The 26,289-nt window shown below is 51.4% G+C and carries 17 protein-coding genes; 10 read left to right on the forward strand and 7 right to left on the reverse strand.

Translation table 11 applies throughout. The annotated features are described in order from the left end of the window. Positions 1–57: 57 nt before the first annotated feature. Together OHL21_RS00400 and gmd are read right to left on the reverse strand one after the other, a co-directional pair. Positions 58–1,014, reverse strand: coding sequence for a GDP-L-fucose synthase family protein (locus OHL21_RS00400; protein ID WP_263415270.1), 957 nt, complete (start codon positions 1,012–1,014; stop codon positions 58–60). Positions 1,015–1,018: 4 nt separating this feature from the next. Next, entirely contained in the window at positions 1,019–2,104 is a 1,086-nt protein-coding gene (gene gmd / locus OHL21_RS00405) for a GDP-mannose 4,6-dehydratase (protein ID WP_263415271.1), read from the reverse strand. 836 nt (positions 2,105–2,940) lie between these two features. Here gmd and OHL21_RS00410 point away from each other — a divergent pair. The 7 genes from OHL21_RS00410 to OHL21_RS00440 all read left to right on the forward strand — a co-directional run bounded on the left by OHL21_RS00410 (position 2,941) and on the right by OHL21_RS00440 (position 13,007). After that, complete coding sequence (locus OHL21_RS00410; RefSeq protein ID WP_263415272.1) at positions 2,941–3,783, forward strand: polysaccharide biosynthesis/export family protein; 843 nt, start codon at positions 2,941–2,943, stop codon at positions 3,781–3,783. A 232-nt stretch (positions 3,784–4,015) separates the two neighbouring features. Next, positions 4,016–6,325 carry a GumC family protein gene (locus tag OHL21_RS00415; protein WP_263415273.1) on the forward strand — a complete coding sequence of 770 codons (2,310 nt, stop codon included), beginning with the start codon at positions 4,016–4,018 and terminating at the stop codon, positions 6,323–6,325. A 484-nt stretch (positions 6,326–6,809) separates the two neighbouring features. Further along, on the forward strand, positions 6,810–8,015 hold the full coding sequence (locus tag OHL21_RS00420; RefSeq protein WP_263415274.1) for a glycosyltransferase family 4 protein: 1,206 nt from the start codon (positions 6,810–6,812) through the stop codon (positions 8,013–8,015). Next, a complete protein-coding gene (locus tag OHL21_RS00425) occupies positions 8,009–9,319 on the forward strand; it encodes an O-antigen ligase family protein (protein ID WP_263415275.1) in 1,311 nt (436 codons plus the stop codon). Before OHL21_RS00420 ends, OHL21_RS00425 begins: the two co-directional genes overlap by 7 nt. A gap of 41 nt (positions 9,320–9,360) precedes the next feature. Next, entirely contained in the window at positions 9,361–10,206 is an 846-nt protein-coding gene (locus OHL21_RS00430) for a glycosyltransferase family 2 protein (RefSeq protein ID WP_263415276.1), read from the forward strand. A gap of 179 nt (positions 10,207–10,385) precedes the next feature. Then, entirely contained in the window at positions 10,386–11,480 is a 1,095-nt protein-coding gene (locus OHL21_RS00435) for an O-fucosyltransferase family protein (RefSeq protein WP_263415277.1), read from the forward strand. Positions 11,481–11,492: 12 nt separating this feature from the next. Beyond that, positions 11,493–13,007, forward strand: coding sequence for a lipopolysaccharide biosynthesis protein (locus tag OHL21_RS00440; protein ID WP_263415278.1), 1,515 nt, complete (start codon positions 11,493–11,495; stop codon positions 13,005–13,007). Between the two features lie 10 nt (positions 13,008–13,017). Here OHL21_RS00440 and OHL21_RS00445 read toward each other — a convergent pair whose 3' ends face one another. After that, positions 13,018–14,133, reverse strand: a complete 1,116-nt coding sequence (locus tag OHL21_RS00445) for an acyltransferase family protein (protein WP_263415279.1) — start codon at positions 14,131–14,133, stop codon at positions 13,018–13,020. Positions 14,134–14,235: 102 nt separating this feature from the next. Then, complete coding sequence (locus tag OHL21_RS00450; RefSeq protein ID WP_263415280.1) at positions 14,236–15,690, reverse strand: glycosyltransferase; 1,455 nt, start codon at positions 15,688–15,690, stop codon at positions 14,236–14,238. A gap of 1,764 nt (positions 15,691–17,454) precedes the next feature. Between OHL21_RS00450 and OHL21_RS00455 the strand changes: the two genes are divergently transcribed. Continuing rightward, entirely contained in the window at positions 17,455–19,134 is a 1,680-nt protein-coding gene (locus OHL21_RS00455; RefSeq protein ID WP_263415281.1) for a right-handed parallel beta-helix repeat-containing protein, read from the forward strand. A gap of 342 nt (positions 19,135–19,476) precedes the next feature. Here OHL21_RS00455 and OHL21_RS00460 read toward each other — a convergent pair whose 3' ends face one another. After that, complete coding sequence (locus OHL21_RS00460) at positions 19,477–21,093, reverse strand: hypothetical protein (RefSeq protein ID WP_263415282.1); 1,617 nt, start codon at positions 21,091–21,093, stop codon at positions 19,477–19,479. 1,332 nt (positions 21,094–22,425) lie between these two features. Continuing rightward, a complete protein-coding gene (locus OHL21_RS00465) occupies positions 22,426–22,650 on the reverse strand; it encodes a hypothetical protein (protein ID WP_263415283.1) in 225 nt (74 codons plus the stop codon). Positions 22,651–22,660: 10 nt separating this feature from the next. Here OHL21_RS00465 and OHL21_RS00470 point away from each other — a divergent pair, with 10 nt between their 5' ends. Together OHL21_RS00470 and OHL21_RS00475 are read left to right on the forward strand one after the other, a co-directional pair. Continuing rightward, complete coding sequence (locus OHL21_RS00470; RefSeq protein WP_263415284.1) at positions 22,661–22,804, forward strand: hypothetical protein; 144 nt, start codon at positions 22,661–22,663, stop codon at positions 22,802–22,804. Positions 22,805–22,969: 165 nt separating this feature from the next. Continuing rightward, complete coding sequence (locus tag OHL21_RS00475) at positions 22,970–24,070, forward strand: acyltransferase family protein (RefSeq protein WP_263415285.1); 1,101 nt, start codon at positions 22,970–22,972, stop codon at positions 24,068–24,070. A gap of 1,417 nt (positions 24,071–25,487) precedes the next feature. On the opposite strand, the gene OHL21_RS00480 is transcribed toward OHL21_RS00475, so the two are convergent. Beyond that, on the reverse strand, positions 25,488–26,279 hold the full coding sequence (locus OHL21_RS00480; RefSeq protein WP_263415286.1) for a WecB/TagA/CpsF family glycosyltransferase: 792 nt from the start codon (positions 26,277–26,279) through the stop codon (positions 25,488–25,490). Positions 26,280–26,289: the final 10 nt, after the last annotated feature.

A 26,289-nucleotide genomic window follows, 5' to 3' on the forward strand; every position in this document is an offset into this window, starting at 1 on the left:
TCAGGAGGTTTGTCTCAACTCATGGAATCGGCAACATTACAGATGCCCAAGATACCGTCAGAAGAGCGAGCGAACTTCATTCCACGTACGTCGGATACCGTCCTCGAGTTCTATTTCATGGTGCCACCCTAGTTGGTGGATTTTGCTGGAGTCCATCAACTTGCGCGGAGTACCATCAGGTTTAGAGGTGTCAAAAACTAACCTGCCCTCAAAGCCTACGGTGCGAGCGACCATTTCGGCGAGTTCCTTTATCGTGACGTCGACCCCTGTCCCGATATTGATCAGTGGTGCAACGTCCTCCGTGAACAAAGTGCTAAATATCTCATCTGGAAGATTCATGAGGAATAAGCAACCTTTAGCGAGATCATCGGAGTGAAGCAGTTCGCGGCGAGGTGTGCCTGACCCCCAAACTTCCATTTCCGCATCCCCGTTCTTCTTGGCGTGTGCGGCCTTTCGAAGCAAAGCAGGCAGTACATGTGAATTCTGTAGGTCGTAGTTGTCCCCTGGACCATACATATTTGTTGGCATAGCTGCCAAGAACCGAGTACCAAACTGCCGATTATAAGACCAGCACATCTCTATACCGGCTATTTTGGCTAGTGCATACGGTCTGTTGGTCGGTTCAAGTGGCCCCGTAAGCAGTGATTCTTCACGGATAGGTTGTGGGGCGAACTTTGGGTAGATGCACGAGCTCCCAAGAAAGAGAAGACGTTTTACCTTGCTTGCATGCGCGGCGCCAATGACGTTGCTTTGAATCGCAAGATTGTCACGAATGAAGTCGGCGGGGTAGCTGTTGTTTGCCAGGATGCCGCCGACTTTGGCGGCAGCTAGGAAGACATACTCGGGGTTAGATTTCTCAAAAAAATCACGGACGGCATCGCCATCTGTGAGATCTAATTCGGCATGTGTTTTCGTAAGGACGTTACGGAAACCCGATTTCGCAAGTTCACGACAAATGGCTGAACCAACCAAACCTCGGTGGCCAGCGACGTAGATCCGAGCGTCAGTGTTCATGGGGTCAGCTCTCCCGGACACTGTAAGGGGTATAGCCATGCTTGCTGACCAATGCATCGCGTTCGGCAGCCTCAAGATCAGCGTCAACCATTTCAGCAACCAGCTGGTCGAAGCTAGTGGTCGGCACCCAGCCCAACACTTGTTTAGCCTTCGTTGCATCGCCGAGGAGCGTCTCAACTTCAGTAGGACGGAAATACCGCGGGTCGACAGCTACGACGATGTCCCCCTTTTCGTTGATTCCGACTTCATCAACACCCTCGCCCTGAAACGTAAGGTCCATTCCAAGTCTTTCAGCGCAACGCTTGATAAATTCGCGTACCGAATACTGAACGCCTGTGGCTATCACGAAATCCTGCGGACGATCTTGCTGGAGCATCCGCCACTGCATTTCTACGTAGTCACGTGCATGGCCCCAGTCGCGCTGAGCGCTAAGATTACCCATAAAGAGTTTGTCCTGTAGGCCCATTTTGATCCGGGCCAAACCGCGAGAGATCTTACGAGTGACGAACGTTTCGCCCCTCAGAGGACTCTCGTGGTTGAACAAGATGCCATTGCAGGCGTAAATGCCATAAGCTTCACGGTAGTTCACCACAATCCAGTAACCATACATCTTCGCTACTGCATACGGGGAGCGCGGATAGAAAGGAGTTGTTTCCCGTTGAGGTATCTCTTGGACGAGACCATAGAGTTCTGATGTTGAAGCTTGATAAAAGCGCGTCTTGTTCTCAAGGCGGAGTGTGCGAATTGCCTCGAGCAGGCGTAAAACGCCAATTGCATCGGCGTTAGCGGTGTACTCCGGCTCTTCGAAACTTACTTGCACATGCGATTGGGCCGCAAGGTTGTAAATCTCATCCGGCTGAACCTTTTCCACGATATGTATTAGACTTGAGGAATCCGTCATATCTCCGTAATGAAGAATTAAACGGGGATGATTACTGTGCGGATCTTCATAGAGGTGATCGATTCGAGCCGTATTGAATAGTGATGACCTTCGCTTAATTCCATGTACTTCATAGCCTTTGGACAGAAGCAGTTCGGCCAAATACGCGCCGTCCTGACCAGTGATGCCAGTGATCAATGCCTTCTTCACGAAAACCTCGTGTCAATTTTGGGGATGGTATGGAGCGCCTATGTCGGCATTATAGCAAATTCATTGCAGTGTACCCTCAAGGGATTTCAAGTTCATCGTTGCTCGCTTCGTTGTCGGTCCTCGCTAGAGCTCCATCTGTGCCGATTACTGCTTCAGTGCTATCGCTAAATTCTTCAGTCGGCGGAAGGGCGCGTTCGCGCTTTGAATCATTGGGATTCATTCACGGAAGCTGCGCGCTCGTTATCGGGTGTTCGTGGGTCGCAGAAGGAGCTATTGGCTATGAGGTTGTAGGTGTCGCTACTGCAATATCTGCTCGCTAGACTCTTGAATCGCGCCGAGCTGCGAGAGCGTAGGGAGGTGAGGTCCCAAAGCCTGCGGTGAATTCGGTGGTGCATTTTTACGAAATGTTTCAGGGGCTGTGGTGCATTTTTACGAAATGTTTCAGAGGCGATGGAGGCGGGCCAATGATATGACCCAGTGTCTTGACCCGATGTTTTCTGACGCGGTTAGAGAGCAGCTTTTGGCTGGGACGGTGATAGCATGGGACGAGAACCTTCGCTTACATATCCTGAGCGTCGAGTTTAAGTTGGTCCCCCATTTCAGGAGGCGTAGTTTATCAAATGTCCTGCGGATTGAAAGCGGCTCCGATTCCTCCATTTGTTGCAAAGCGGCGCGGTATGAAGATCTCTGCAGGGATCGTGACATTGGCGTGTTCGCTATTTTTTTGTGAGCGAGGCCATGCTCAAGCAAGCATCAACGTGCCTGCGAGCGTAGACCAGACATCGTCGATTACCTCTCGCGGTTCTTTCGGCTCCAGAGGGCCTGCAGCCGGGCCAGTGGCTCTGCCGGAGGACTTCTCGCAGTTGCGCCTTGGGCCGGGTTTCAAATTGCAAATGTCGGTTTTTTCTGTGCCAGAAATGTCCCAAGACCTTAGCGTCGATGACGGGGGGGCGGTTTCAATTCCCTTAATCGGGGATGTCCGTGTGGTGGGTCTCACCCTTCACCAAGCTGAGAAAAAGATAGAAGCTGAGCTCGATTCCCAGCAAATGCTCGTCAAGCCACATGTTTCTCTCGTGATCAGTGCGTTTCCGCAGCAACCTGTTTTGGTCGCAGGTGAGGTCCAAACGCCTGGCAAGGTGCAGATTTTGGCGCCCCGCCCGGTTTTGGATTTAATTGCATCGGCGGGAGGCGTGACGACGGCGGCTGGCGGAGAAATTGAGATACACCATCTAAAAGATGGTTTCCCCGCCGAGGTCCGCCGGCTGCCATATGCAAACGGAAGGGATCCAGATGAGGCTCGTACGGCCTTGGTGTATCCCGGGGACACTGTATTTGTGAGGCGTGCCGGCGTTATCTATGTCTTGGGAGCGGTTGCAAAGCCCGGCGGGTATCTCATGGTGAACGGAGGCAAACTAGCTCTTTCTGAAGTAGTTAGTCTTGCTGGCGGGACTACCGTGGTAGCTTCAACGAAGCACGCTATCGTGGTGCGGAAAGAAGGAGAAAGTATCCGTCGTATCGACGTACCCCTGAAGGATATGGAGCGCGGACGCGAAGCGCCGTTTGCGTTGGCTGAGGGGGATATGGTCTTCATTCCCAGCAGTAAGATCAAATCCGCTCTTGTGAACTCTTCAACCATATTGAGTTCTGCGGTTTCAGCGACGATTTATACCGTACGATAGGGCCGCCTCCGGGACGCTTGTTTAGATTCTGGCATTTCAGGTTGAGGTCGTTACACGGAACCATCAATCCACGGTCGTGGCATCAGCTTTGATGAAAAGGTGCCGAAGGTAATCGCGAGATATTGGTACTGTAGGGGTATTCTGACGTGGCTGAAGAGTCGCTTCGGGTATACTACGATCAGTTTCCAGCGGCACATGCTGACAACCCCAATTCCTGCAGGAAAGTCTCTAAATGCTTACAAGTGAAACGAGCGGCTCGAAGAGCAGCCCCCATGTACTTCGTCAACAGCAGACTCACGATTTGCAGTTATTGGATGTATGGAAATTTCTTGTCCGCCAGCGCACCGTCATTGCGATATGTGCCCTGCTTGGAGTGGTTGCCGGGTGTATCGCGTATGTCCGCGCACCCCGGCAATACACTTCATCTGCAACCGTTGAGATGAATCGCGATGCGACTTCAGGGTTGGGTCTGCAGGATCTCTCAGGCGCGGGGTCTGCCTTAGGCATCGGCCAAGACTTCATGACCGATATGCTTACACAGCAGGCGGTTTTAATGAGTGACAATACCGCTTTATCGGTCATCGACCGCTTACATTTGGACGAGACCGAGCCTTTCCGTACTGTTAAGATCGCCGATAAGGGATCGAACAAAAACTACGTTGAGAACGCAAGCATCCGTGAAAAGATGGTTTCCATCTTTAAAACGAGATTGCAGGCTGTGCCGGTAAAAAATACAAGATTGATACGAGTATTCTATACAGACACAGACCCAGATAGGGCGGCCAAGGTTGCTAATACGGTTGTGGAGGCGTATCTCGCTAACCACACCCGCACCCGATACGAAGCCACCTCAAAGGCGTCTGAATGGCTTACAAAGCAGCTTGAAGATCTAAAGATTCAAGCGGAGAAGTCCCACGAGCAAGTAGCAAAGCTCGAGCAGGAGAGCGGCATACTGACGCTTTCTTCGCCAACCTCCGGCAACAGCCAAGGTGGTCAAGGAGAATCCGTCGCACTCAATCCTGACTATCAGCAATTACTTGTGCTAAGTCAGGAACTGAGCCAGGCCGAGTTGTTACGCATTCAGCAAGAAACGGCCTATCGTTTAGCTCAAACGAGCGAAGCGGATGCGCTGTTGGAGGATACTGGAGCTCGCGGTATTTTGGGCAAAGAGAACCCTCTCGCGCTCGATAGCGAAAATATGCAGCTTATACGTTCTTTGCGGGCGCAGCAGCTTTCGCTGGAGACAAAGATTTCAGCCGAACAGGTTAGGTATGGCGCTCGAAATCCAGTCATCATCGAATTGCAAAAGCAGCTGCAGTCGATCAAAGAGCAACTAGCAGCAGAGATAGGGCGGGTGAAAGAAAGTGCTAAACGTAGCTATGAATTAGCCCTCCGTAATGAACATGCGCTTCAGCAGGAAGTTGATAAGCAGCGTCAGCATGTATCGGCAATCGGAAATCAAATGGCGGCCTTGGCCTTCCTGCGGGAAGAAGAATTAACTAGCCGTCGTCTCTATCAAGACCTCTACACTCGTCTAGAAGAAGCTAATATTGCTGCCGGAGTTAGATCGTCAGGCATGGCGGTCGTTGATCCGGCAAGGCCGTCAAGTCGGAAGTCATCTCCGATCTTAAAGAGCGATATCGGGGCTGGCTTGGCTGCTGGCCTTATGTGTGGAATATTCATTGCAGCCTTCCGGCAAGTCAGGGACAATACGCTTAATATCCCTGAGGACTTTGAAGAGCGCTCTCCTTTTCCAATGTTGGGAGTTATACCTGGTTTTGAATCGGGTGGTAGTACCCCGTATGACGATGGGAAAGAATCTGATAAACCTATCATTGATGATAAGGCTTGGATCCTTCGCTTACCGAAATCGCAGGTATCGGAAGCCTATCGCCAAATTCGGACCTCCCTCCTTTTGGCGTCGATCGATAGCCCTCCGAAGGTGATTCAGTTTACGAGCCCGCTGAGTGGCGATGGAAAATCCACGACAGCATACAACCTTTCGGTTGCTTTTGCGGCGCAATCATCGAGAGTCCTTATTATCGACGCAGATATGCGCCGTCCCAGCATTCGGAAGATCAGTCAGATCGAGGAGCCACGCGGATTGAGCGAGGTACTTTCAGGGGCGAGCACCTTTGCGCAAGTAGTTCAACAGCATCCACATCTTCCTTCCCTTCACATTCTTTTGGCCGGTGCCACGCCACCTGATCCTGCTGAGCTGCTCGGTTCCAAGCGTTTTGCTAGCCTCATTGAAGACCTCAAGGGGCAGTACGATTACATCATGGTCGATGTCCCGCCAGTCCTCCTCGTCACCGATCCGGTCGTGACATCCACAATCGTAGACGCTGTTGTAATTGTGGTCCGAGCAGGAAAGACTACCAAGCCGGCGCTGCGTCGCTTGTGGAGCTCACTCGACAATCCCACGATCAAGGTGCTCGGTTTCGTTGTGAACGATTTCAACCGCCGTTTACAGAGTTTTGCCTACGGATATGAGGGATATAAGGCATCTAACTACTATTACTACAGCCGTGATTCCAAATAAGGGTTGGAGCAATTCGGTCGGGAGGCCGCCATCACTAATTAGTGGCAGCGGTCTCGGGGCGGTATCCTCTGATCCTAAAGAGAGAATTTTGAAATCCTGGCAGGCCGTATCTGTAGGTGTGGCGGGGATGCCGTCATTTGCGGGAGGTTTCGCTCTGTAGTATAGCGTCGCGATTAAAGCCAGGACTGTATAGCTTATGTAAAATAGCTATGCAGGCAGCGCTGTTGACGACGGATTCCTCCATGTTCGTAGAGTCGGTCCGGTTGAGAAAATCAGCATCTAGTGCCCCAACCTTAGAGGTGGAAGAGTTGCTTCCGATGGGCTGCCACCAAGTGTAATCAAGCAATCGCACGTGCTAAAATCGAAGCATGTAGTTTCGCTAAGGGCATTCCACCTAAAGTTTTCGGTTATACACAGATTTAAACATCCCGCAGTCTCTTGATGAGGCTCCGCCTTCTTCCTCTTGGGGGCGTGGAGTATACGTATGATTATTGCTATCTGTGCCCCTGTGGATATTCATGCGCTTGCTCGTTTCAAAGGGGTTGATTTCACCGATATCCCAAGGGGAATGGGCAGCACCGCTACGACGCCGCTTGTCATTGAATTCCTTCGTCGAGGACATGAGGTTGTGATATACACCCTCAGCTATGCCCTAGAGAAGCCGATCGATGTCTCTTGGGGCAATCTTCGTCTCGTAGTCGGATCCTCTCGTCAATTTGGCGCGGCCCGGAGTTTTTACTGGCCTGAGATCAAATTTCTTCAAAAAGCCATTTCTGCGGATTCTCCTGCGTTTGTGCACGCACACTGGACATATGAGTTCGCATTAGGGGCGCTGCTTTCGGGGGTGCCCACTTTCATCACGATTCATGATCTTCCCTGGAATGTACTTCGGTACTTTCGGGATCGGTGTCGGACTGTGCGGCTACTAATGGCGTACGCCGTGAGTTTGAAGGGGAGAAGCTACTCTGCGGTCTCACGGGATGCCGCTCGTCATTTCTCTCGTTACCTGCGTCCTGGTGCAGAAGTCGAGGTTATTCCAAACTTCTTGTCAGACTTGGTTGTTGGCAAAAGTAAAGGACCGCGACTTCACCCGGACAGGGCACTCGTATTTGCTTGTGTGATACAGGGGTGGACCGCGCGGAAGAACGCCGGAGCTGCACTTCGAGCTTTTGCAAAGTTTAATCGTGCCTACCCCGAAAGTCGCCTATTAATGATCGGTCACGATTACCAAGAGGGAGGGGGCGCGTGTCTTTGGGCTCAAAAACAAAATCTCACCCGCGGGGTGAATTTTGTAGGACCTCTGGAATACCCAGCGATGCTAGATCGCGTTGTAGCGGATGTCGATGTACTGCTGATGCCCTCGCTAGATGAGGCGTTCTCGATGACCGTGCTAGAGAACATGGCACTCGCTAATCCAATTATCGCAGGAAACACTACACCCGGGATTCGTGAGCAACTCGCCGACGGCCAAGCTGGTCTCATTGTTAACGTTAGGAGCCCTGATGCAATTTTCTCCGCAATGGTGAGGCTTCAAACTGACAAGGAATTGTTCCAACAGATTTCTGCAAGCGCGCACCGAAGAGCCCTTACGGAATTCACCGCCGAGCAGGTCGTTCCCAAGTATGAGCAATGGTATTCAAATAGCATTCGGCATAGAAGTCTCCCGCCAGCGAGGGGGGAGCAATGTTAAATGCTTTGCTGGCGATTGTCGGTATTGCCATCGCCATATTTTATATAAATCAGCTTGTCAATAATGTCGCCTTTGGATGGGCGAGTCTCCTCCTGACCGAATGGATAGACTTTACATTCGGAACGAGTCAATCCGCCGTTGGAGGTCTCAATCTATCTCTTCCCGATGTCGTATCAATGTGCCTCTTGCTTGCGGGCGCAGTGCGTACGTTACCGCGACTTAAGGAAAATAACGGAGCAAGACTAATCGCATTTGGATACTTGTCGATCTTCTTCTTCAACTATTTCCGAGGGGTAATGATCTATGGTTTTCCCGCTGCTTCAAACGAGGCCCGTGGCTATGTGGCTTCACTCGCGGGATTTCTCTATTTCTTGACAATTCCGACTGATGGAGAAACGCTAAAAAAGTTTGTTCGCTTTTTTCTGGTCTACGTTGCTGGCCTATTTGTGACATCTGTAGCCGCCTTCGCAGGTCTGCCGGTTGGGTCGGTGGCTTGGGCGCACGGACAGAGTGAAGAAGCGATCAACGGACGCTTGCTGCCGTCAGGCGCCGCCGGCGGTGTGGCATGCGGATTTATTTTCGGTGTCGCACCCTCGAGATGGAATAAAGGAACGGTCTCCAAATTCGCACCTGCGATCATGTTTGGTCTTGCGATTTTTCTCCGACACCGCACCGTATGGGTAATGCTGATCGCAGCTTTAGTTACCATGGTTGTAGTGGACAGGAAGATGATCCGAAGGGTGATACCTTCGCTGATTGTTCTGGGCTTTCTAGGTGGACTTGCTAGCTATTTTGCCCCATCTGACGTATCTCAAGAGCAGTCGGAACGGATTACGGATGCGACACAGGACGAAGGTACATTCTTGTGGCGGCTAAGAAGCTGGGAGGAACTCGTCTCTGATGATAGTGAGGGCATCGTGCCAATTCTGATCGGTAAGCCGGTCGGCAGCGGATACTGGAGATTTTCTCCAGAGACCGGGACCTATACAACCCTTCCACCTCACAGTGAATACGTACAGGAATATCTTAGAGTGGGTGCCATCGGTTCGATGTTTTTGCTTTTAATGTTCTTGCGCCCTCTCTTTCATCTTTGGAACTACTCAAGAAGGATCCGCAATGATGGCGACTCTTCCCCGGCGATATGGTGCGTAATTGTGGTCGCGATATTCGCATATGGTATTACCTACGCTATTGGACCCGATCTATATGCCCTACTGGCAATCGGGAATGCAGTTGCAGTAGGCTGGCGTCACGCAGATTACTCATTTTTAGAAGAGCATGGGCAGCTAGTTTTGAGCTCCTAGCTCCATCCTTAGTGAAAGCTAAAACCGTCTCGGGAGGAGATGTGATCCAGCGTATCGCCGCACTCGCCACCTGCTATAACCGGAGAGAGTTGACCCTGGAATCGCTTCAGTCGCTTCTCAGCCAACAAGTCGCGCGCGCTGTAACCTTAGATGTCTATTTGGTTGATGACGGAAGCTCGGATGGCACAGCCGAGGCTGTGGGCCTGAGATTTCCAAGCGTCCGCGTCCTTTCAGGCGATGGAACGCTCTACTGGAATGGCGGCATGCGGAAGGCTTTTCGGGCGGCAATGGATGGTGATTACGATGCGTACATTTGGTTTAACGACGATTCTCGTCTGCTTCCCGGTGCCCTTCAGAAAATCATCGAATGCGCGGAAGAAGTAATTGTCAATCGGCCCGGCGTCATTGTAGCCGGTAGCATGAGGCGACCCGGTAGCGTTGAGCTAACCTATGGTGGCTTGATAAAGCGGGCAAAGGGGCTTCGGCTTGATTTCTATTCGGTCGAACCTCACCCACACCATTCATTACCTTGCGATACGATGAATGGGAACTTCACTTTGATTTCTCGCAGTGTTGCGCAAACCGTCGGAAACTTGGATGCCCGCTTCAAGCATCAACTTGGTGATTTTGACTATGGTCTTCGCGCAAAGAAACTCGGCTTCGACATTGTTGCGATGCCAGGTTTTGCAGGAGAGTGCGAGGGGAATAGCAGCGCGAATACTTGGCGGGATCCACGCCTACCACTCCGCGCCCGGTGGCGTCAACTGATGTCGCCTAAAGGTGCGCCTCCCAAAGAATGGGTTTTGTACACGGCGCGTCATTTCGGCTGGCGTTTCCCGCTATACGCGATATCGCCTTATGTGAAGACCCTCCTTGGATTGCGTTAAGTGGGGCAATAGTTGTTGCTCCAAATAGGATTTGATTTAGGCGGTCTCGCCCCAAGGGGTATCGCGAGGCGGCCCATGCAAACCGACCGAACTGTTCCATGAATTCTTCATCAGACGTTAGGCTTAGTCGTCGTTGCCATAGTTGTCACCAGTTCTAATCTAAGATCGAGGAGGAAAATATGAGATTTGTCGTTGCTCGACGGACTGGGCGGCGTGGTGAAGGACTTGGCAATGAGATCATGGCGTGGAGTAAAGGCTATATAGCGAGTCAAGTGCTAGGTGCGAAGTTGATTGGACCCGGTTGGGGCATCAATGCTCGACGCTACTACCGGAACTTTCAGACATCCCGGTTCGACTTTGTACTAGAAGACCTCTTATATCGACTCGCCACGTATCGGTTTGAGGAGGCTGATTATAGAGCCAGTGGCGAACTAAATTTTGGAGCAGCGATAGAAAAGTGGTCTCAAGAAAAACACCTCGACCATCGTAGTTCCTTCATCGTCTCCGTTGGGGGGATGTATGGCGGGTATTTGGCGATCCGGGATGCACGTCCTTTCATTTGGCAGAAGCTATTAGGCAGCAAGAATGCCCTATCTAATATCTATAGGGTGACGTCTCGGTTAGATCCAGGCAAGTTATTTGTCGCCGTGCATATGCGAGTGGGGAATGACTTTCAGGACCCAGGAGCGACATCAGAATTCCGAGGACGTTTCAATATGAAGCTTCCCTTGGAGTGGTATCTAAACATCTGCGAATCACTTAGTCATACATTTAAGGATAAAGTTCAATTTCATTTCTTCACGGACCGACAAGGCCCCGAGTTTCAGGAAGCAGTCGCCAGATTCAACCCCGGCCAGGAGGGGCGACCTGAGCTATCTGAGACCAGCGATCTGGCTCTCATGGCGATGGCTGATTTTCGAATATGTTCGGTTTCGTCTTATAGCTTGGTAGCGAGTTTTCTTTCAGGGGGGCTTTATGCGTGGTATGAACCACAGCTGTCGCTTCTACACGAAGCATATACATTATGGGGACACGAGACTTCACAGCAAATGGATAACTCGCCGACACGGCTTGCCTATCAAGAAGCGTGTAGAGCCATTTGGGAGAAGGAAGGCTCTGGAATAATCCAGGGTTGGCCAATCAGCCTCGCGGGAAAATTGCCGCCAGGATTGGTACATGCTTTGGAGCATAAGCTGGCGTCTGCCAACCAAGCCTTCAACTTGTTGTCCTATGGCGTTGTTCCCAAAAAGTTCACCGTGTCAATAGGTAATTAGCGGATTTTTGATATGTCAGGCCAAGAGAATCTCACAAAGAAGACTGCCCGAGCATTGAAATGGAATTACGTGGGCATTATTACCAAGATTGGCTTATCCTTCGGCGTTAACACTCTGTTGGTTCGCCTTTTGGGACCACGGCCATTTGGAGAGCTGGCTGTTGCCATGATTGTCTTTGGTCTCGGTAATCTCCTGTCAAGTATAGGTCTTGCATCTGCTTTGATCCAGAAAGATAACCTGGAGGAAGCGGATGTTAGATTCTGCTTCACGTGTCAGATGATCGTCGGAAGTTTGCTTATGCTCGGACTGATAGCATCTGCACCATTATGGGCTGTTTTTTTTCACGACCCCAAGATCACCCTCCTTCTCAGAGTATTTTCTATTCTATTCGTGCTGCAGGCGTTTGGCGCAACGTCGACAGCATTACTAAATCGGAAGCAAGACGCGCACGTAATCCAAGCGAACACGATCATTTCATATGTTATCGCTTATGTCGGAATCGGCATTCCCATGGCGCTATTGCATTGTGACATTTGGAGCCTTGTAGTAGCGTGGCTGTCTCAGGCACTTATAAACAGCATTCTTACTTATGTCAGGTCTCGTCATTCGTTACGCCCACTTTTCGAGTTTTCGCGACTGCACCTCTTGACCTTTGGCTTTCGTGTGTTAGCGGCAAATCTATGCAGTTGGGGAATCGTCAACCTGGATAACACAGTCGTTGGCAGAACCTCGGGTCCTGTTCTACTGGGTTTCTATAGTAGAGCCTTTACCTTGGCAAGCATGGCCGACAATATAACGTTTGGGTTATTGCAGGTGTTGTTACCCGCGTTTTCGCGTGTGCAACAGGAAGAAACGAAGCTCCGATCATTGTATGCCTCAATATTTGGCCTTCTCTTATTTGCTCTCTTGCCGATACTAGCCGCGGTATCGGTATCCGCCGACGTTGTCGTAATAGGTCTTTACGGAAAGAAATGGGCACCTGCCATCGGTTATGTCCGCCCCATCGCTCTTGCCATGGCCCTCAACGCCGTTATGGCCATTTCAGGACCGCTCCTCGCCGCACGAGGACGCCCGGGGAGGGAATTTCGCTCACAATTCGTTGCGGTAGTCATAGCGGTGATCGCCTATGTGTCGAGCGCTCGGATTTCCGTGCTTGCGCTTAGTTGGACGGTGCTTCTGGTTTATGCAATAAGGCTATTCCTGTTAGTCTCAGCGGTAAACCGAGAGATCGGAAGTCGCTGGAGAGACTTGCTAGAGTGTTCGTATTCCGCGGTTGTGATGTCGGTCGTTACGGCAGGAACCGCAAAGTTGCTCCTGCTTGTATTAAATATTGAAAATCAATTTGTGAAATTAGTGCTGGTTCTATTGGGCGTTGGCGTCGTCATGATGACGGCCTTAATGCTTTTCGGCTCGTTCTTTCTCGGGCCTAGTTTGAGAAAATCGCCGCAACTGATGGCCCTCATTCCCAAAAGATTTCAGAGAATTATCTTTCGGGCCCAGTTTGGGGGTATGCTCAGCAGAACGTGAGAGGGAAGCGTTAAGACGATTTTGCCGTCCGCAGGGGCTCTACTTCTGATGCATCTTCCCCTTTGAGTCCTCGAGATGCATGGTTCTTTCCTGCTCGCGCTGCGTTTCTTCCCCATGCGATAAATGAGGCCTCATAATATGTGTACGACAGCCAACTCGCAATCATGACAAGTATTGCCTGCAATGGCATTAGAAGTCTTAGATGCTTCACCCCGTGACGAACGCCGATCCACACAAGACCGTCAATTATAAGTGGATGGTAAAGATAAATCCCATAACTAATGAGGCCAATGAACGCGAGAGGGCGGGTGGCCAAGATGTGCGTAAGCTGGGAGGTAGGCCGCAAAATAACATATGCTATCAGACTCGTCGCCATCCACAAGATGATCGAGTACCCCAGCGAGTTGAACAAAATCGAGTTTGCCGCGCGCTGAAAGCTTGGTAAAAATGCGGAGAGCGCTATATAAATGGCGATGCTTAAGAGCAGTGATAAGTTACACCAACGGCGCAGAATATGGGAGATGCGGTCGCTCTCTAAAAGCAACGCCAATAGGGCTCCCACCGCGAGGCCATCTAGTTGAAATGGAGTAAGAAAGAAGATGGGCCAAAAAGTGTGAACCAGGGGGGTCGCGATAGCCCGTATAATTGGTTCAAAAATGATCAGAGTTCCGAGGATTGCGATTAGCCGCCCTCGCTTTAGATAGCGAACAGCGAATGGCCAGATAAAATAAAAGTGTTCTTCAACCGCGAGAGACCAAAGAACACTCAGCCCCTTTGACTGACCGCGGTGCAGGGTCTCAGCGACATTTGCTAAAAAGAATAGATCATATATTCCAATGCTGTGCCATGGAATATGGTAAAAGAGTGCCGCTGCGGCAACTGCCACGAGAAGAGGGGGAAGAATCCTGGTAGCACGCTTCACATAAAACGGCGCCCAAAATGCTTCGTCATTACGTGCTCGTCTCAGAATTCCCGTAATGAGGAAACCAGAAAGCACGAAGAAGATTTGTACTCCAATCCATCCCCAACTGAGAAAATAGGTATGCACCGCGAAAACAAGAATGATCGCGATCCCGCGAATGCCATCTAGCTGCTGGAGCCGTCCATTGGAAGAGGTATTGATCATTATGCTAACGCTATTCGTCGACTTCTGTTTTCGTCGGGCCAGGCGGTAACGGTTTCGTCCTGGAGAGTTCGATCGGTGGTCCTATTGCGAAAGCTAAAACTGTTATATGCGATTGTAGAGTCCCACAACAACGCTCTTCACGCCGTTCTGAATGGAAAAAGTTGTACGAATACGGTTGCTATCCTCAAGCGCCTTCGAGAGTCGCTCAGCTTTGGCCATTGTGGCAATCTTTTGTATACCTTGTGCGAGAAAAACAGGTTCCGGAGTGACAAGCAAGATATTTTTAGCATAAGAAGCAACTTCCCTAAGTCCTGCTACATTGGCCAGTACCGAGGGTACTCCCGCTGCAATCGCTTCAATTGCCGAGATTGGCATCCCCTCCCATAGTGAGGGCATTACGAAGATATCTGCAGCTCTGAAGAAGAACAGGGGGTCCTTTTGCGTCCCCATAAATTGAACCCGGTCTATTATCCCCAGCGATACGGCCAAGCCGCGCTCAGGGTTTTCGGCCGGTTCTTTGCCGAGATGAAAATAGACGATTGGGATATCTGCCGGCAGCAAAGGAATAGCCCGCAATAGCGCTTCGTGATTTTTTGCGTTATTGCAGTTACCGACAGAAACGATGACGACAGTTTCCTCCGAGATTTGCAAAAGCTCTCGAGCCTTTGACCTGTCAATCTCAGCACCTGGAATGAAGTGATTCGAGTTATACCAGTTTACAGTTCTCGTTCCTCTGTTGTTATAGAGCTCTTCTTCACACTTGGACACATCTTCACTGATCATGCCGTAGTGAGCACCTAACCGACGAAGAAACGCCCGTTCCATATACTTTCGAAGACGAAGAACGCCCGCAAAGCGAAACGTATTATGCGGTGTAATAGCGAGTTGGCCAACTCCTGCCAGCTTTGCGATGAGGGCGAAGAGTGGTGTCGCGGCTTCCGTATGGATGTGCACGATATCGTATCCAGAACGGCAGAGCCTCCAATATCCGAGCATAAAATTTACACTTGGTAAATATCTCAATCTGCCTCGAAACGGCAGATGATGAATGGAGTAGCCGGCAGATTGAAGGTCGTCGGCCAAGATGCCGCGATCAGATGCGGTTGCCAAAATATCGCACTTGTAGCCATTTTCAATCCACTCTGGGTAGCTGCAAAGTAGCATCATCTCCATGCCGGAGCGTTGTAGGCTGCTGAGGATGTGCAGAACTTTTTTCATATGAATGAGTGCGGACAGAGCCAGTGTATCGTATGGCGCTGCTTCCTCGACTTGGTGGCCGTCCGTCTGCGCAAGCACAACGGTGCGGGGCTCGAGGTGCCCAACCGGGTGGACTGTTAAATTGCTCAAGGTGTATCCACGTGCAACCTGGCGTGAGCGGTAGCGGCGAACAGACTTGTATTTTGCAGTATCTTGTAGTGAATCGTCTGAACTTGAGCCTATCACGCATCGTTCGATAGGTTTCCGAGCATGTAAAGGCTTGATCGCAGTTCTTTGTAGCCCTCCGTTGGAGGGGGATAACGGCTGTGGTTCCATAGCTTTGAGGAGGACGGCTGCCATAGCCTTACCTGCGATGACGATTTGTGCTTTCGTTGCTCCAGCAGTACAAGTGACTGCGTGCGTCCGCCGCCTTGGCCTCAGAGAGGGAATTCCAGCGGCAGCTCATCTTCGCCGGTCAGCGGATGAGGTTTTTGTCGTCAGCCCTCAGCCTTGTCCGTAAAGTCCGGTCTTGTCTTGTACTGCTCGTGGGCGCCTTGTACTTGCCATTCCGTTCCGGAAGAACCGTCCGACACATCCCCAATCGAGTCACCTGTAGAACTCCGTTCACACGTCGACGTTTATCTTCCTGGGTTGACTTACCAACCCGGCTCGGCGAGGCAGCATTGGCTTTTTATCGGACACATTGCGCCTCGTCAAGCGAAAATGCCTCCACAAAAAAATCAACAAATGAATATCTCGCTGGCCCGTTCTTTATAGAAAGCGATTCTCTATGATCGGAGAGCAGGTCATCGACGGGCGATCAAAGAAATGGACTTCGCCTCGAATCAATGACCTCAAGGTTTCTTGCAGGGTCGCGCAGCGGAGTGGGCCCGATCGTTCTCTTAACCCGTCTCTCCGCAGACGTGAGAATGAAGCTGCGAAACGAACCAACCGCCAAATTTTCCAGTGCGACAGTTAGGAAGCTGAGCCTGGCATGAGGAGGCGAGAAATGGCCGGGTCAACCCAGCGATTCTCGCGAAGAGCAGACACGAGTCCTGTCGCATCATTATCAAGGCCTCCGCCTTCTACAAGGTGCAGCAGGCGGGTCGGCAGCATAAGGCCGGAAATGGCGACAGGATCGGTCGGAGATAACCCCAGCCAGAGCGAAGCATGCGCCGGGTGGCATAGAAGGAATCGGACGGCAAAGAAACGACTCCTCTATGCCTCTGCATGATCGGCGTCCTCAATACACGCGCCTCCGAGCGTGATAAAGACTCGCCCATCTAAGCCGGGGGAGCGACAAAACGCACCAGAAAAGCTCCAGTTCCGGGGGCGTGTGCACATGGAAGCCCGCTAGAGCGACGCCCATCCCAATCTGTAGGAGCGGCAAAGGAATACGCGAAGCCGCTTGGCAGACTTCGAAACGGAGACCGCAAAAAGAACAATGAGTACGGTAGCAAATTTGCTCCAAAGGCAAGTCCAAACGTTTCAACTAAGTCTGCGCCTCCCGACGTTCAGAAGCCATCCGCTCTTTCGATAGATGCAGCCAATCTGTGGTCCGCGTTCATCTTTACTGAATTTCACTTTGTTGGGCCATTCGACTGTTTCTAGAAGTTCGTGGGCTGTTGGGCAACGGGTGTAAAACGTCATATCCGTGCTTCCAGCAATCGATCAATCATGATCGTATGGTCGGCTGATCCGCAGTGTGCAATCAAGCACATACTTTCTCCAGAGTAAGTGACGGAAGTAGCACACACATAACCAATTCAACTGTAACAGTGAGTGGACAACCGTATACGGATGTTTACCCATGAATAGGCGGAGCGATAGTTCGGTTCGATTACATCTTTTCATTATTGACGTCCAGATCGCCTATTTTGAGACCCTTTTAGGGTCTTCGCGAACATCAATGTGTGAGTGCGGAAATGGCTGATTTCTTAGCCAAAGCCGGCACCTCAGAAGATTCCGCAGCGGTCTCCTGTCTGTTGCCAGGATCTTGCGTTTAGATGCCTACCAATGTGGAAAGGCCGCCTTGCGATCTTGATCTGGCTACATCTGGTGTTCGGATTGCTTCCGTCAGGAGCCACCAGCGTTATGTGATCCACGCTGGCCAGGATCTCTGTGATGAAAGCACGCTCCTCTGCTCGATTGCAATCTTTTCCGCCGATGGCTTTGTCCGATTTCCGGACAAGGGAGAAGGCGGATTCATGGGCGTCCGATGAAGTTTCCATGGCGACGCTGCGATACTCTTTCCATATGCTCTTGTTGACGATCCTTCTGGGACTCCCATCTTCCATTTGTATATCTGGGTGCGGCTCTGGTGTGACTTCAGCATATTTGGCATCGGCCGCTTCTGCGACAACAACATCCACTTCGAGTGGGGGCGGTTCTACGAGCGGCGGTGGCGCTGGCTCAAGTGGCCTAAGCTATCTCGAACTGTCACCCGTCACAGCCACCTCTTCGGTAGATGCGACCGTTAGTTTCATTCCCGTCAAAGTCAATCCGAGCACTGGTGCAAACGACTCCTTGAGCCCAAGTTCATGTGATTGGGCATCAAACGATGACTCAGTCCTCAAGGGAGGAAGCTCGGGTAGTTTCAGCGGTGTGACGCCAGGATCCGCAACGGTAACTGCTGTTTGTGCAAAGATGGAAGCTATCGCGACAGCTACTGTCACCGCACCCAAGAATCCACGCGCCATCCGAATAACTCACGGCGGTGTGTATTCAGGTGACTGGAGTAGCAATGATCCAGATACTCCTGCCGTCACGATTGTTACGGACGAAGCGGTAACGATTACCAACTCGACTGTAACTGGCCGCGGTACCTTAATCAAGGTTTTTGGGGGTACAAAGGGAGCAAATTTGACTCTCACGAGCACGACCGGAACGGCATTGGAGCCTGGCATAAGTGGAAAGGCAAAAGGTAAGTTTCTCGATGCTGAAGCAATGAATAGTGTAGTTGTGAGGAACTGTACTATGCGCTCCGCGAGCTTCGGGATCTATATCGCAGGCTCGAAGCTTACAAACCTTACGATTTCGCGCAACATCGCCATCGACATGGATGATCGAGTTAGCGATGGCAAAGGCGGATATCTAAAAGACAAGCGCGTTCTTGGACATTTTATTATGCTAAACGGCGATGCCGCCATAAATGGTGGCGAGATATCCTGGAATCAGATCATAAACTCTGTTGGGAATTCATCAATCGAGGATGTAATAAGCTTTTACCAGAGTCATGGTGCGGATTCGTCTCATTTGATTTCCGTTCATGATAACTATATCGAAGGTGCCTTGGCTCCTGGGCTTTCCACTTGGTACACGGGGGGCGGCATCCAGTTCGATGGGGACACCAATGATCCATCTCTAGCCAATGGATTCATCGATGTCGCAAAGAATGTCGTCGTACGGAGCGCAGGTTTCGGTATCTCTGTCGCGGCCGGTCATGATATAACCGTGCACAATAATAGAGTGGTTTCATGCGGCCAGGATGGGCAGGGTAACTGGTTGAATTTTATGGGGGCAGCGTATGGAATGTGGAATTACTATAAAACGCACCAATATTATAATAATAAAATAACGGCGAACACCGGCGGCCTAATCGTGGCGAAGGGTGGGACGCCAGTAGATTCTGACTTCAACATCCCGAGTGTATCCGACGAGCTAGCTAATTCCGTGAGTGGTAACTCTCTGGATCACCCGTGCTGGGTTAACGGAGCACTAAGCCAATCCGCCGAAGCGGTGGAACGTAACGCTTGGCAGCAGCGTGTTCTTGACGCCGGAGTTTCTCTGGGAGATCGGCACTAGATACGCAAAATAGAGCCGCTTCAAATAGAAAATCCGGCTGGTATAGTGTCGATATTTCCCGTTTGACCGCCTTATCCAAAAAGACGCCTCTCAATTTAAATGAGAGGCGTTGCGGAGTTCGAAACTAATGTACTACCCAGTTTCATTCTCAAGTACATCTGCGGTGCTGTCTATATATTTTTGAGAAAAAGCTCATTTAATCAGGCGTTAATCAAGGAGATGAATCACTACGCCTTTAATGATGCCCTGAAACAGGTAGTGGGCTGCCCTAGGTAGCTGAATGCGATAAAAAAGGGCCGACTGGCATATCGCCAGTCGGCCCTTAGCCTTTATAGGTTCGTTTTACTTCTTCTTGGCAGCGTGCTTGCGAACAGGCTTCGCAGGCTTGACCGGCGCAGTCACTTCCGTGAGGCCGCTGGTGCTGAAGGTAGCGCCAGCAGGGATCAGCGTGGTGGTGACGGTCTTGCCCTCGGTGGTGGAGGTGTAGGTGGCAACGCGGGAAGCGTCGATACCCTTATCCTTCACCAGGTACTCCTTGGCGTTCAGAGCACGCTCGGAAGCTACCGTGTCACCGTGCTTCTCCTTTGCGTCGGCGGAGCCGGCCAGAGCAACCTTGGCATCGGACGAGCGCTGCAGGTTCAGAGCAACGTCATCGAGGCAAGCCTTGCCCTCGTTATCAACACGGGTCGGACGCTTCTTATCGCGCTCGAAGTTGACCGTGCAGAGGCTCGAGGTCTTCGGAGCCGGCGGCGGCGGCGGAGCAACAACGCTGACCGAGGTCGTAGCCGAAGCGGTCTGGCCCTTATCGTCAACCACGTTGCAGGTGACGGTAAGGGTGCCAGGCGCAGCGCCGGCGGTGCTCAGGGTCGCGGAGGTTCCGTTGCCGGAAACCGAACCGGAGGTCGAGCTGTAGCTATAGGTCAGAGGACGGTTCTGCGGGCTGACGCCATTCGCAGTGATCGTCGCAGACTCACCCGGACGAACGCTGGACGGGCTGGCCGAGCAGCTGATGGTCGGCGGCTCGAAGGCCTTGACCGTGAACGGAGCCGAGCAGTCAGCAAACTGGCCAACCTTCTTGCCCTCTTCCACGTGCCCCTTGACGGTGTAGCTGCCAGGGTTCAGCGACTTGGTGTCAACGTTCGCGGTGCTGGAAGTACCGGAAACATTGCCAGCATCAGAGGTCCAGCTATACGTCGCGGTCTTCTTGGGGTTCAGGTTTGCGGCGGTACCAGTCACCGTAACGGGATCCCCCGGGAAAACGGTCGCAGGCGACGCAACGCAGGAGTAGGTCACCGGCGGCGGAGGAACGATGCTGCCAATGTGCCAGAGGAGACCGCTGCTCAACTGGGCAGCGCTGATATTAGCGCGCCCACCCACTGGGGCTCCGTTGGTACCGTTACCTCCAGGACCAAAGTTGTCATGGATGTACTGATAATCCGCCTGGAAGAGGCGAATTCCCAGTTTGTGGTTGAACAGAGGGGTGTCGTAATCCATGCCGCCGCCCGCTGTCAGAGCCGTACCCCACTTGTAGTCATTCCAATACAGTGGCGAATGGCTGTTGGGACCACCGAGCTTCGCTCCACCAACCAGGCCATGCGCGAACACCGTAAAGTTCTGCGCGGGATAACGGAAGATCGGACCCGCAGAAATGGTATACAGGCCGTCATTTTTGCCATCTGGATGGGCGGCGAAAACGACCTCGCCGCCAACATACTTATTGAAGTAGTAGGCGCCGCTACCAATCGCACCAAGGTCGATGGAGCTGTACTGGATGTTGGCAGGCTTGATCGGGCTATGCGTACCGAAGTACGAGTATCCCAGGAAAATATCAGCGCGCGACGGGTTGGGTTCCGACGGAGCCGCCGGAGCCGTCTGCGCTTGCAGCCCGGTGACCCCAAGGCTGACAGCGCAGGCAGCGAGCAGAAGTCTACCGATCCTGCGAACTTCGCATTCGAACATTTATTCCTCCATTAAGATCTCTAGGTTTGTGTCCTGAGCTCGATACGTGCATTCTCAGTGTCCTACGAAAACCACAATAAGTGTATCGTTTTGAATCATCATCGTCACCTACAGCACCCAGCAAAAACACTCTTCGTACCGGGCCGGACTCCTATAAGTGCCTAGACCTTGAAGCCGCCAGGCGATGGGAGCCTGGTGGCTCGTTCAATAGGACGCCGTGATTACGTCAGGGCAACGAAAAATGTGCAAAATTTTCTAGAGATCCCGCCTTCGCCAGCAATCCCTGATCGGAGTGCAGTACTACCTAGAACGTTCCATACTGGTTAAACCACGACGCGCTTATCTCGTATAAATTGCAATCGGAGGGCCGCAGAAAAGGATTTCGCGAATTCTTGATGGGAAGTGGGGCTTAACTATTCAGTTAACTGGTAAAGGGACGTGATGCATCTATCGTTTGGAGTACGCGTAGCTCTCTTGGCTGTCATCAATCTCGTCTCAGCTCTTTGGCTTCATTTTAGCGCGATGCGGGAATCTCGATATCGGCCTAAATTGGGCGAAGTTTTGGTTTATTTTTTTGCGGGTCTGTTCATAGGGTTGCCCATGCTTTTGTTGACTCTAGTGAGATATTTCCTTAGGTGGATTGCTGGGGACAGAGAACGATAGCAGTCACTACTATGTCAAGCATCTGTCATCGCTGAATTTTGGATTGCAGATCCTTAAATTGAAGACGAGCCTGTAGGCACGTCAGAATTGTTGCGCCATGCATTATATATATGAATTCAACAACATTTTTGGACACCTGCTAATTCCCTTCTTCGAAGGAAGCTCCGTTAGCATTCTGGATACGGATAGCCAATGGATTTCCAGAATGTTATTCTGTAGATAAAATAGCCATTTTAAAAAATTTAGCTTGCGAATTACTACAAGCATTCTGCCAACTCAGACCGCTCTGGTATGGGGGGATTCCTTCCATGAGGTTCTTTGCATTGCGTTGTCCGCGGTGTAGCAGTGGTGTCGATACTTGCGAGTCACAGTTTTGAGGGCATCGATGTACGATGCCATTCCTCGCTTAATTGGATTATGTGCATTTCGCCGCCCGGGCTGTCGAATAAGGTTTTACGCTTTTGGGAGAATCGAAAAAGGCCTTAATACTCACTGAAAATGCGTCTAGAATGCGTTCCTGCTCAATTTGACGGATGTCTTTCGGCGGGCGTCGCGGCGATAGAGTTCCAGATCGATGCTGTTCATTTTGACCGAACCGGTGAGGGAATAGAGGTAGCGGCGCGCTCTCCACCGGCATCTGACTGTGATCTCAACAAGAAACAACTAGATTCAGACATTCTTGATCATCTGTGTTGATCGGAACGAAACGCATTGTCGATCGCGCGTAACAGCTTCGGTGATCGCCTCGGCATCCATGAAGTCGTTCTTGTTCGTCTTGGCGAACGGCTCCACATAATGGAGTGCCTTCCTGTTGAAGTGTCCGACCCAGAAATGCCCCTCCGCGCAGGCCACCATGCCTATCACTTCGACACGCAGGTTCGCGGTGAAGCGCAAGAGTTGGGGTGTGCGACATTTTTTTCCGCACCGCTACGCAGCCATGAAGATCAAGTCCGACCACGTGAAAACTCGTCTTGCCAAGCTCGATGCCGAGCGTCTGCAGTTCCATGGGATAGCTCCTCCGTTCACCCTTATACCTCATGGGTTGTGAGGTAAGGCGGCGTTGGATAGCGAGAAGCGTCGGGATAGTTGAGCAGACCTTCGAGCCAAGCGACAGCGTGGTGAGGGTTGCATTGAGCAACCGGGCTCACTCCGTGCGTTTCAAATGCGATCGCCCTGCGAAACACATTCTTCGTTATGTCCGGTGGACCTAATTATGTATACTCTTCTGCAAAACATCAGAATTATGGCGAGCACACTCGGAAAACCACGGTTCGAAACTCTGCAAGCAGGTCGCGGAATTGCGGCAGTGCTCGTAGTAATTCATCACGCTGGAGACTATGTCGGGGCCGATGCTCGATTTTGGCACATCCCAATCTATAAGGATCTCTTTTTTTTCGGTGCGCTTGGGGTTCAGTTCTTTTTCGTTCTTTCAGGGGCAGTGATCCTTTTGGCTCACTGGAAAGATATCGGGAAGCCAAGAACGGCCTTGACTTATGTGCGCAAGCGCTTCAACCGCATCTATCCCATCTACTGGATCGTATTGCTGGGAATTCTTCCCGGCGTATTGACACACCCTACGAGGACGAGCCACGGTGACCCCTGGACGATCGTTTCGTCCTTCTTGCTTGTCCATATATGCAGTCCCGAAACAGTTCTGAATGTTGGTTGGACGCTCTTCCATGAAGTTCTTTTCTACGCGGTGTTCTCGTTTCTGCTACTGAGTCGCCGGCTTGGGTCCCTCGTCATGGGTGCTTGGTTATTACTCTCCTTAGTCCAAGCGATTCAACCGTTCGGTGGAGCAATTGCACAGGCAAATCTCTCCTACCTGCACCTTCTCTTTGCAATGGGAATGGTCGCCGCATTTGCCCTTAAGCACGGGATCCGATATGGCTATCTTGCAGCTTGCATCATCGGGATAAGTTCTACACTCTATAGTTTTTTTCACGATGTTCACGGGCCTTTGGCGAGTTGCATTTCCGGCGTCGGCTTTGCATTGTTGATTTATGGTCTGGCAACCCTTGAGCAAGACGGCAAGATCAAAGTGGCACCATGGCTAAGATTCTTAGGAGACGCTTCCTATTCGATCTACCTCCTACATTTTCCTTTGCTTTCGATCACCATGCGAGCATGCTTCTCGCTGGATAAGCACGTTCACCTACCCATCCCGGTATGGTTTGTGGCGCAAATAGTTCTGGTCGGCATAGTTGGGTGCCTCTTTCACGTTTTTGTCGAGAGGCGCCTTTTGGAAAGGCTAGCGATGCGGAAACCGCACGATCAGCTCGACACTCAAAACACAAGCCTTGCGGCCCAATAGTACTGCGCTATAAAAAGTCCACAAGTACCGCTCAAGCACAATCCCCTTGGATCTCGGCCGTATCCATCTTGCGCTGAGGATGGCCCGCGACTGTGCCCCGAGTGGTTGCCGGTCGAGCACGTCCTCAACCTTGAAGCTGAGACCCTCATATCGGTCACGCTCACCCACGATCCAGATCGTCGTTCTCGCGCGTAGCCATCACATCTGCCTTGCGCGCGATCGCTCGGCCGGGAAGTTCGATGGGGGTTGAATCGGAAGTACCGTCAAAAGTCCCCACGCGGTGTGGGATGTGAAGTACCACTTGATTTTGGGTGACGAAGTATTCCTACAAAGTACTCCGCGGGTGGTGGTGGAGCGCATTCGAGATCTTCGGCGTCAGATCTGCCAAGGTCGTGATGTGATAGTGCGGGCGCTAACTGCGGTGGCACGCTCACCAGCATGTGCATGTGGTCTGCGTTCACTGCTCCCTGCGCCAAACTGGTGCAGTATATGAAGGGAAGATCGAGCCGGATAGTCGTGTAGTTGGGTTATGGGCATCTCATTGCAGAGACTGTCAAATGAGGTTTGATACGAGAAAGCGTAATACTCACCGAAATGAAACTAATACGCCTAGAGCGTGCTCTGGCTCAATTTGAACCAAGATCACCAAATGGATTCCGCAGTGTGTCCCTAAGAACCCAGGCTAGGAAAAGAGCATTGGTGAAGGTATAACGTTTCCATAACCGGCCCGTTCCTGCACGAGCCGAAATAACCATTCAATCTGAGAATCGGCTTCTCGAAGGTATACCATGAGATAGTTGCAATAAGCAGTGTGAGCGAGACAGCTATTGGGAATGAAAATTATATATCAAAGCAAGATGAACGAGATAAGTGCAATAGCTGATCTTACCTAAGAAGGTCATTACAGGGTTCCGCAAGATAGTGCTTTTGGGGTGCGTGCGCTTCCAACCTGAATCCTCCAAAATGTTCTAGCTTGATCCTAGATGTTGCTACCCGATAATTTCAATTGAAAACTATTGCATCGTGATGAATGAATTCGAACTCAACCAGAAGGTACCCGAAGTCTTTTGCATTTCATGCTAGCGCTGCTTTCGTATTGTGGTTGCTTGTGATACCGTCGAGAAAAATACAGAATTTTTTCTGCAGCTACAGCAGAATGCTGCAACTTAGACCGCTCTGGTATGGGGGATTCCTTCATGTGGTTCTTTGTATTGCGTTGTCCGCGATGTGGTCGCGGTGCGGATATTCGTAAATCAACCTTTCGAGCATACGACGTCATCCCGCGCTTGATTGGGCTATATGCATTTCGCTGTAGAGACTGCCAAATGAGGTTCTACTCTTTGGGGAGAGTGGGGAAAAGACGTACGGTTCGCCGAAAATGATTTCCCGGCGCGCTCAAATCGAACGCGCCCGTAATTCAATTTGAACCAAGATCGGCAAATGGATTCCGCAGCATGTCCCTAAGAACCCAGGCTAGGAAAAGAGCATTGGTGAAGGTATAGCGTTTCCAGAGTCGCCCCGGTTCCTGCATCAGCCGGAATAACCATTCGAAACCCATTAAGCCGAGAGCGCGGGGGGCGCGAGTACGGGCGCCGGCCATCACATCCACCGCTAAACCGACAGCAAAAATACCTCTCACGTTCAATTTGCTCTTGTGATCAAACATCCATTTTTCTTGCTTCGGACATCCGAGGCAAACCCACACAAAATCTGTGCTGCTGTCGTTGATCATTTCGCACACTTCACGATCTTCTTCTTCGGTCAGAGGACGGAACGGGGGAGAATAATAGCCGGAAATTTGAAGACCCGGAAAATGAGTCTGCAGGTTTTGCGCAGCTTGCTCCGCTATTCCTGGTCCTCCTCCATAAATGAAGTGACGGTAGCCGAGTTGGACACCCTGAGCACAAAATGCGGGCATAAAGTCAGGGCCGCTCGTGCGTGACAGCCCGCCTTTTGCTTGGCGGTTACCAATCCAGGCAACTGGGGCACCATCCGGGCAGTTCATGTCTGTTTCAGCAAGAATCGCCCGAAGATGTTCATCTTTTCGCGCCTCGACCACCATGTGCACTGTCGTGAAAGCGGCCATATGCGCGTTTCCGGGACGCACATCCCAAGTATTGGCGAAGTCGATCGCGTCCTGCATCGATAGAACGGCGATTGGAACATCCAATACGTCCACTTTTTCCGGCGCACTCTTCCTCGAACTCAAGTTGTTCTCC

The organism is Terriglobus albidus (assembly GCF_025685425.1).
GTDB lineage: Bacteria > Acidobacteriota > Terriglobia > Terriglobales > Acidobacteriaceae > Terriglobus > Terriglobus albidus.

Bases quoted from the DNA above. Each gene is read 5' to 3' on its own strand.
- OHL21_RS00460 (WP_263415282.1), bottom strand. From the start codon at position 21,093: ATGTTCGAATGCGAAGTTCGCAGGATCGGTAGACTTCTGCTCGCTGCC.
- OHL21_RS00450 (WP_263415280.1), bottom strand. From the start codon at position 15,690: ATGGCAGCCGTCCTCCTCAAAGCTATGGAACCACAGCCGTTATCCCCC.
- OHL21_RS00420 (WP_263415274.1), top strand. From the start codon at position 6,810: ATGATTATTGCTATCTGTGCCCCTGTGGATATTCATGCGCTTGCTCGT.
- OHL21_RS00425 (WP_263415275.1), top strand. From the start codon at position 8,009: ATGTTAAATGCTTTGCTGGCGATTGTCGGTATTGCCATCGCCATATTT.
- OHL21_RS00440 (WP_263415278.1), top strand. From the start codon at position 11,493: ATGTCAGGCCAAGAGAATCTCACAAAGAAGACTGCCCGAGCATTGAAA.
- OHL21_RS00475 (WP_263415285.1), top strand. From the start codon at position 22,970: ATGTATACTCTTCTGCAAAACATCAGAATTATGGCGAGCACACTCGGA.
- OHL21_RS00415 (WP_263415273.1), top strand. From the start codon at position 4,016: ATGCTTACAAGTGAAACGAGCGGCTCGAAGAGCAGCCCCCATGTACTT.
- OHL21_RS00400 (WP_263415270.1), bottom strand. From the start codon at position 1,014: ATGAACACTGACGCTCGGATCTACGTCGCTGGCCACCGAGGTTTGGTT.
- OHL21_RS00445 (WP_263415279.1), bottom strand. From the start codon at position 14,133: ATGATCAATACCTCTTCCAATGGACGGCTCCAGCAGCTAGATGGCATT.
- OHL21_RS00435 (WP_263415277.1), top strand. From the start codon at position 10,386: ATGAGATTTGTCGTTGCTCGACGGACTGGGCGGCGTGGTGAAGGACTT.
- OHL21_RS00455 (WP_263415281.1), top strand. From the start codon at position 17,455: ATGAAAGCACGCTCCTCTGCTCGATTGCAATCTTTTCCGCCGATGGCT.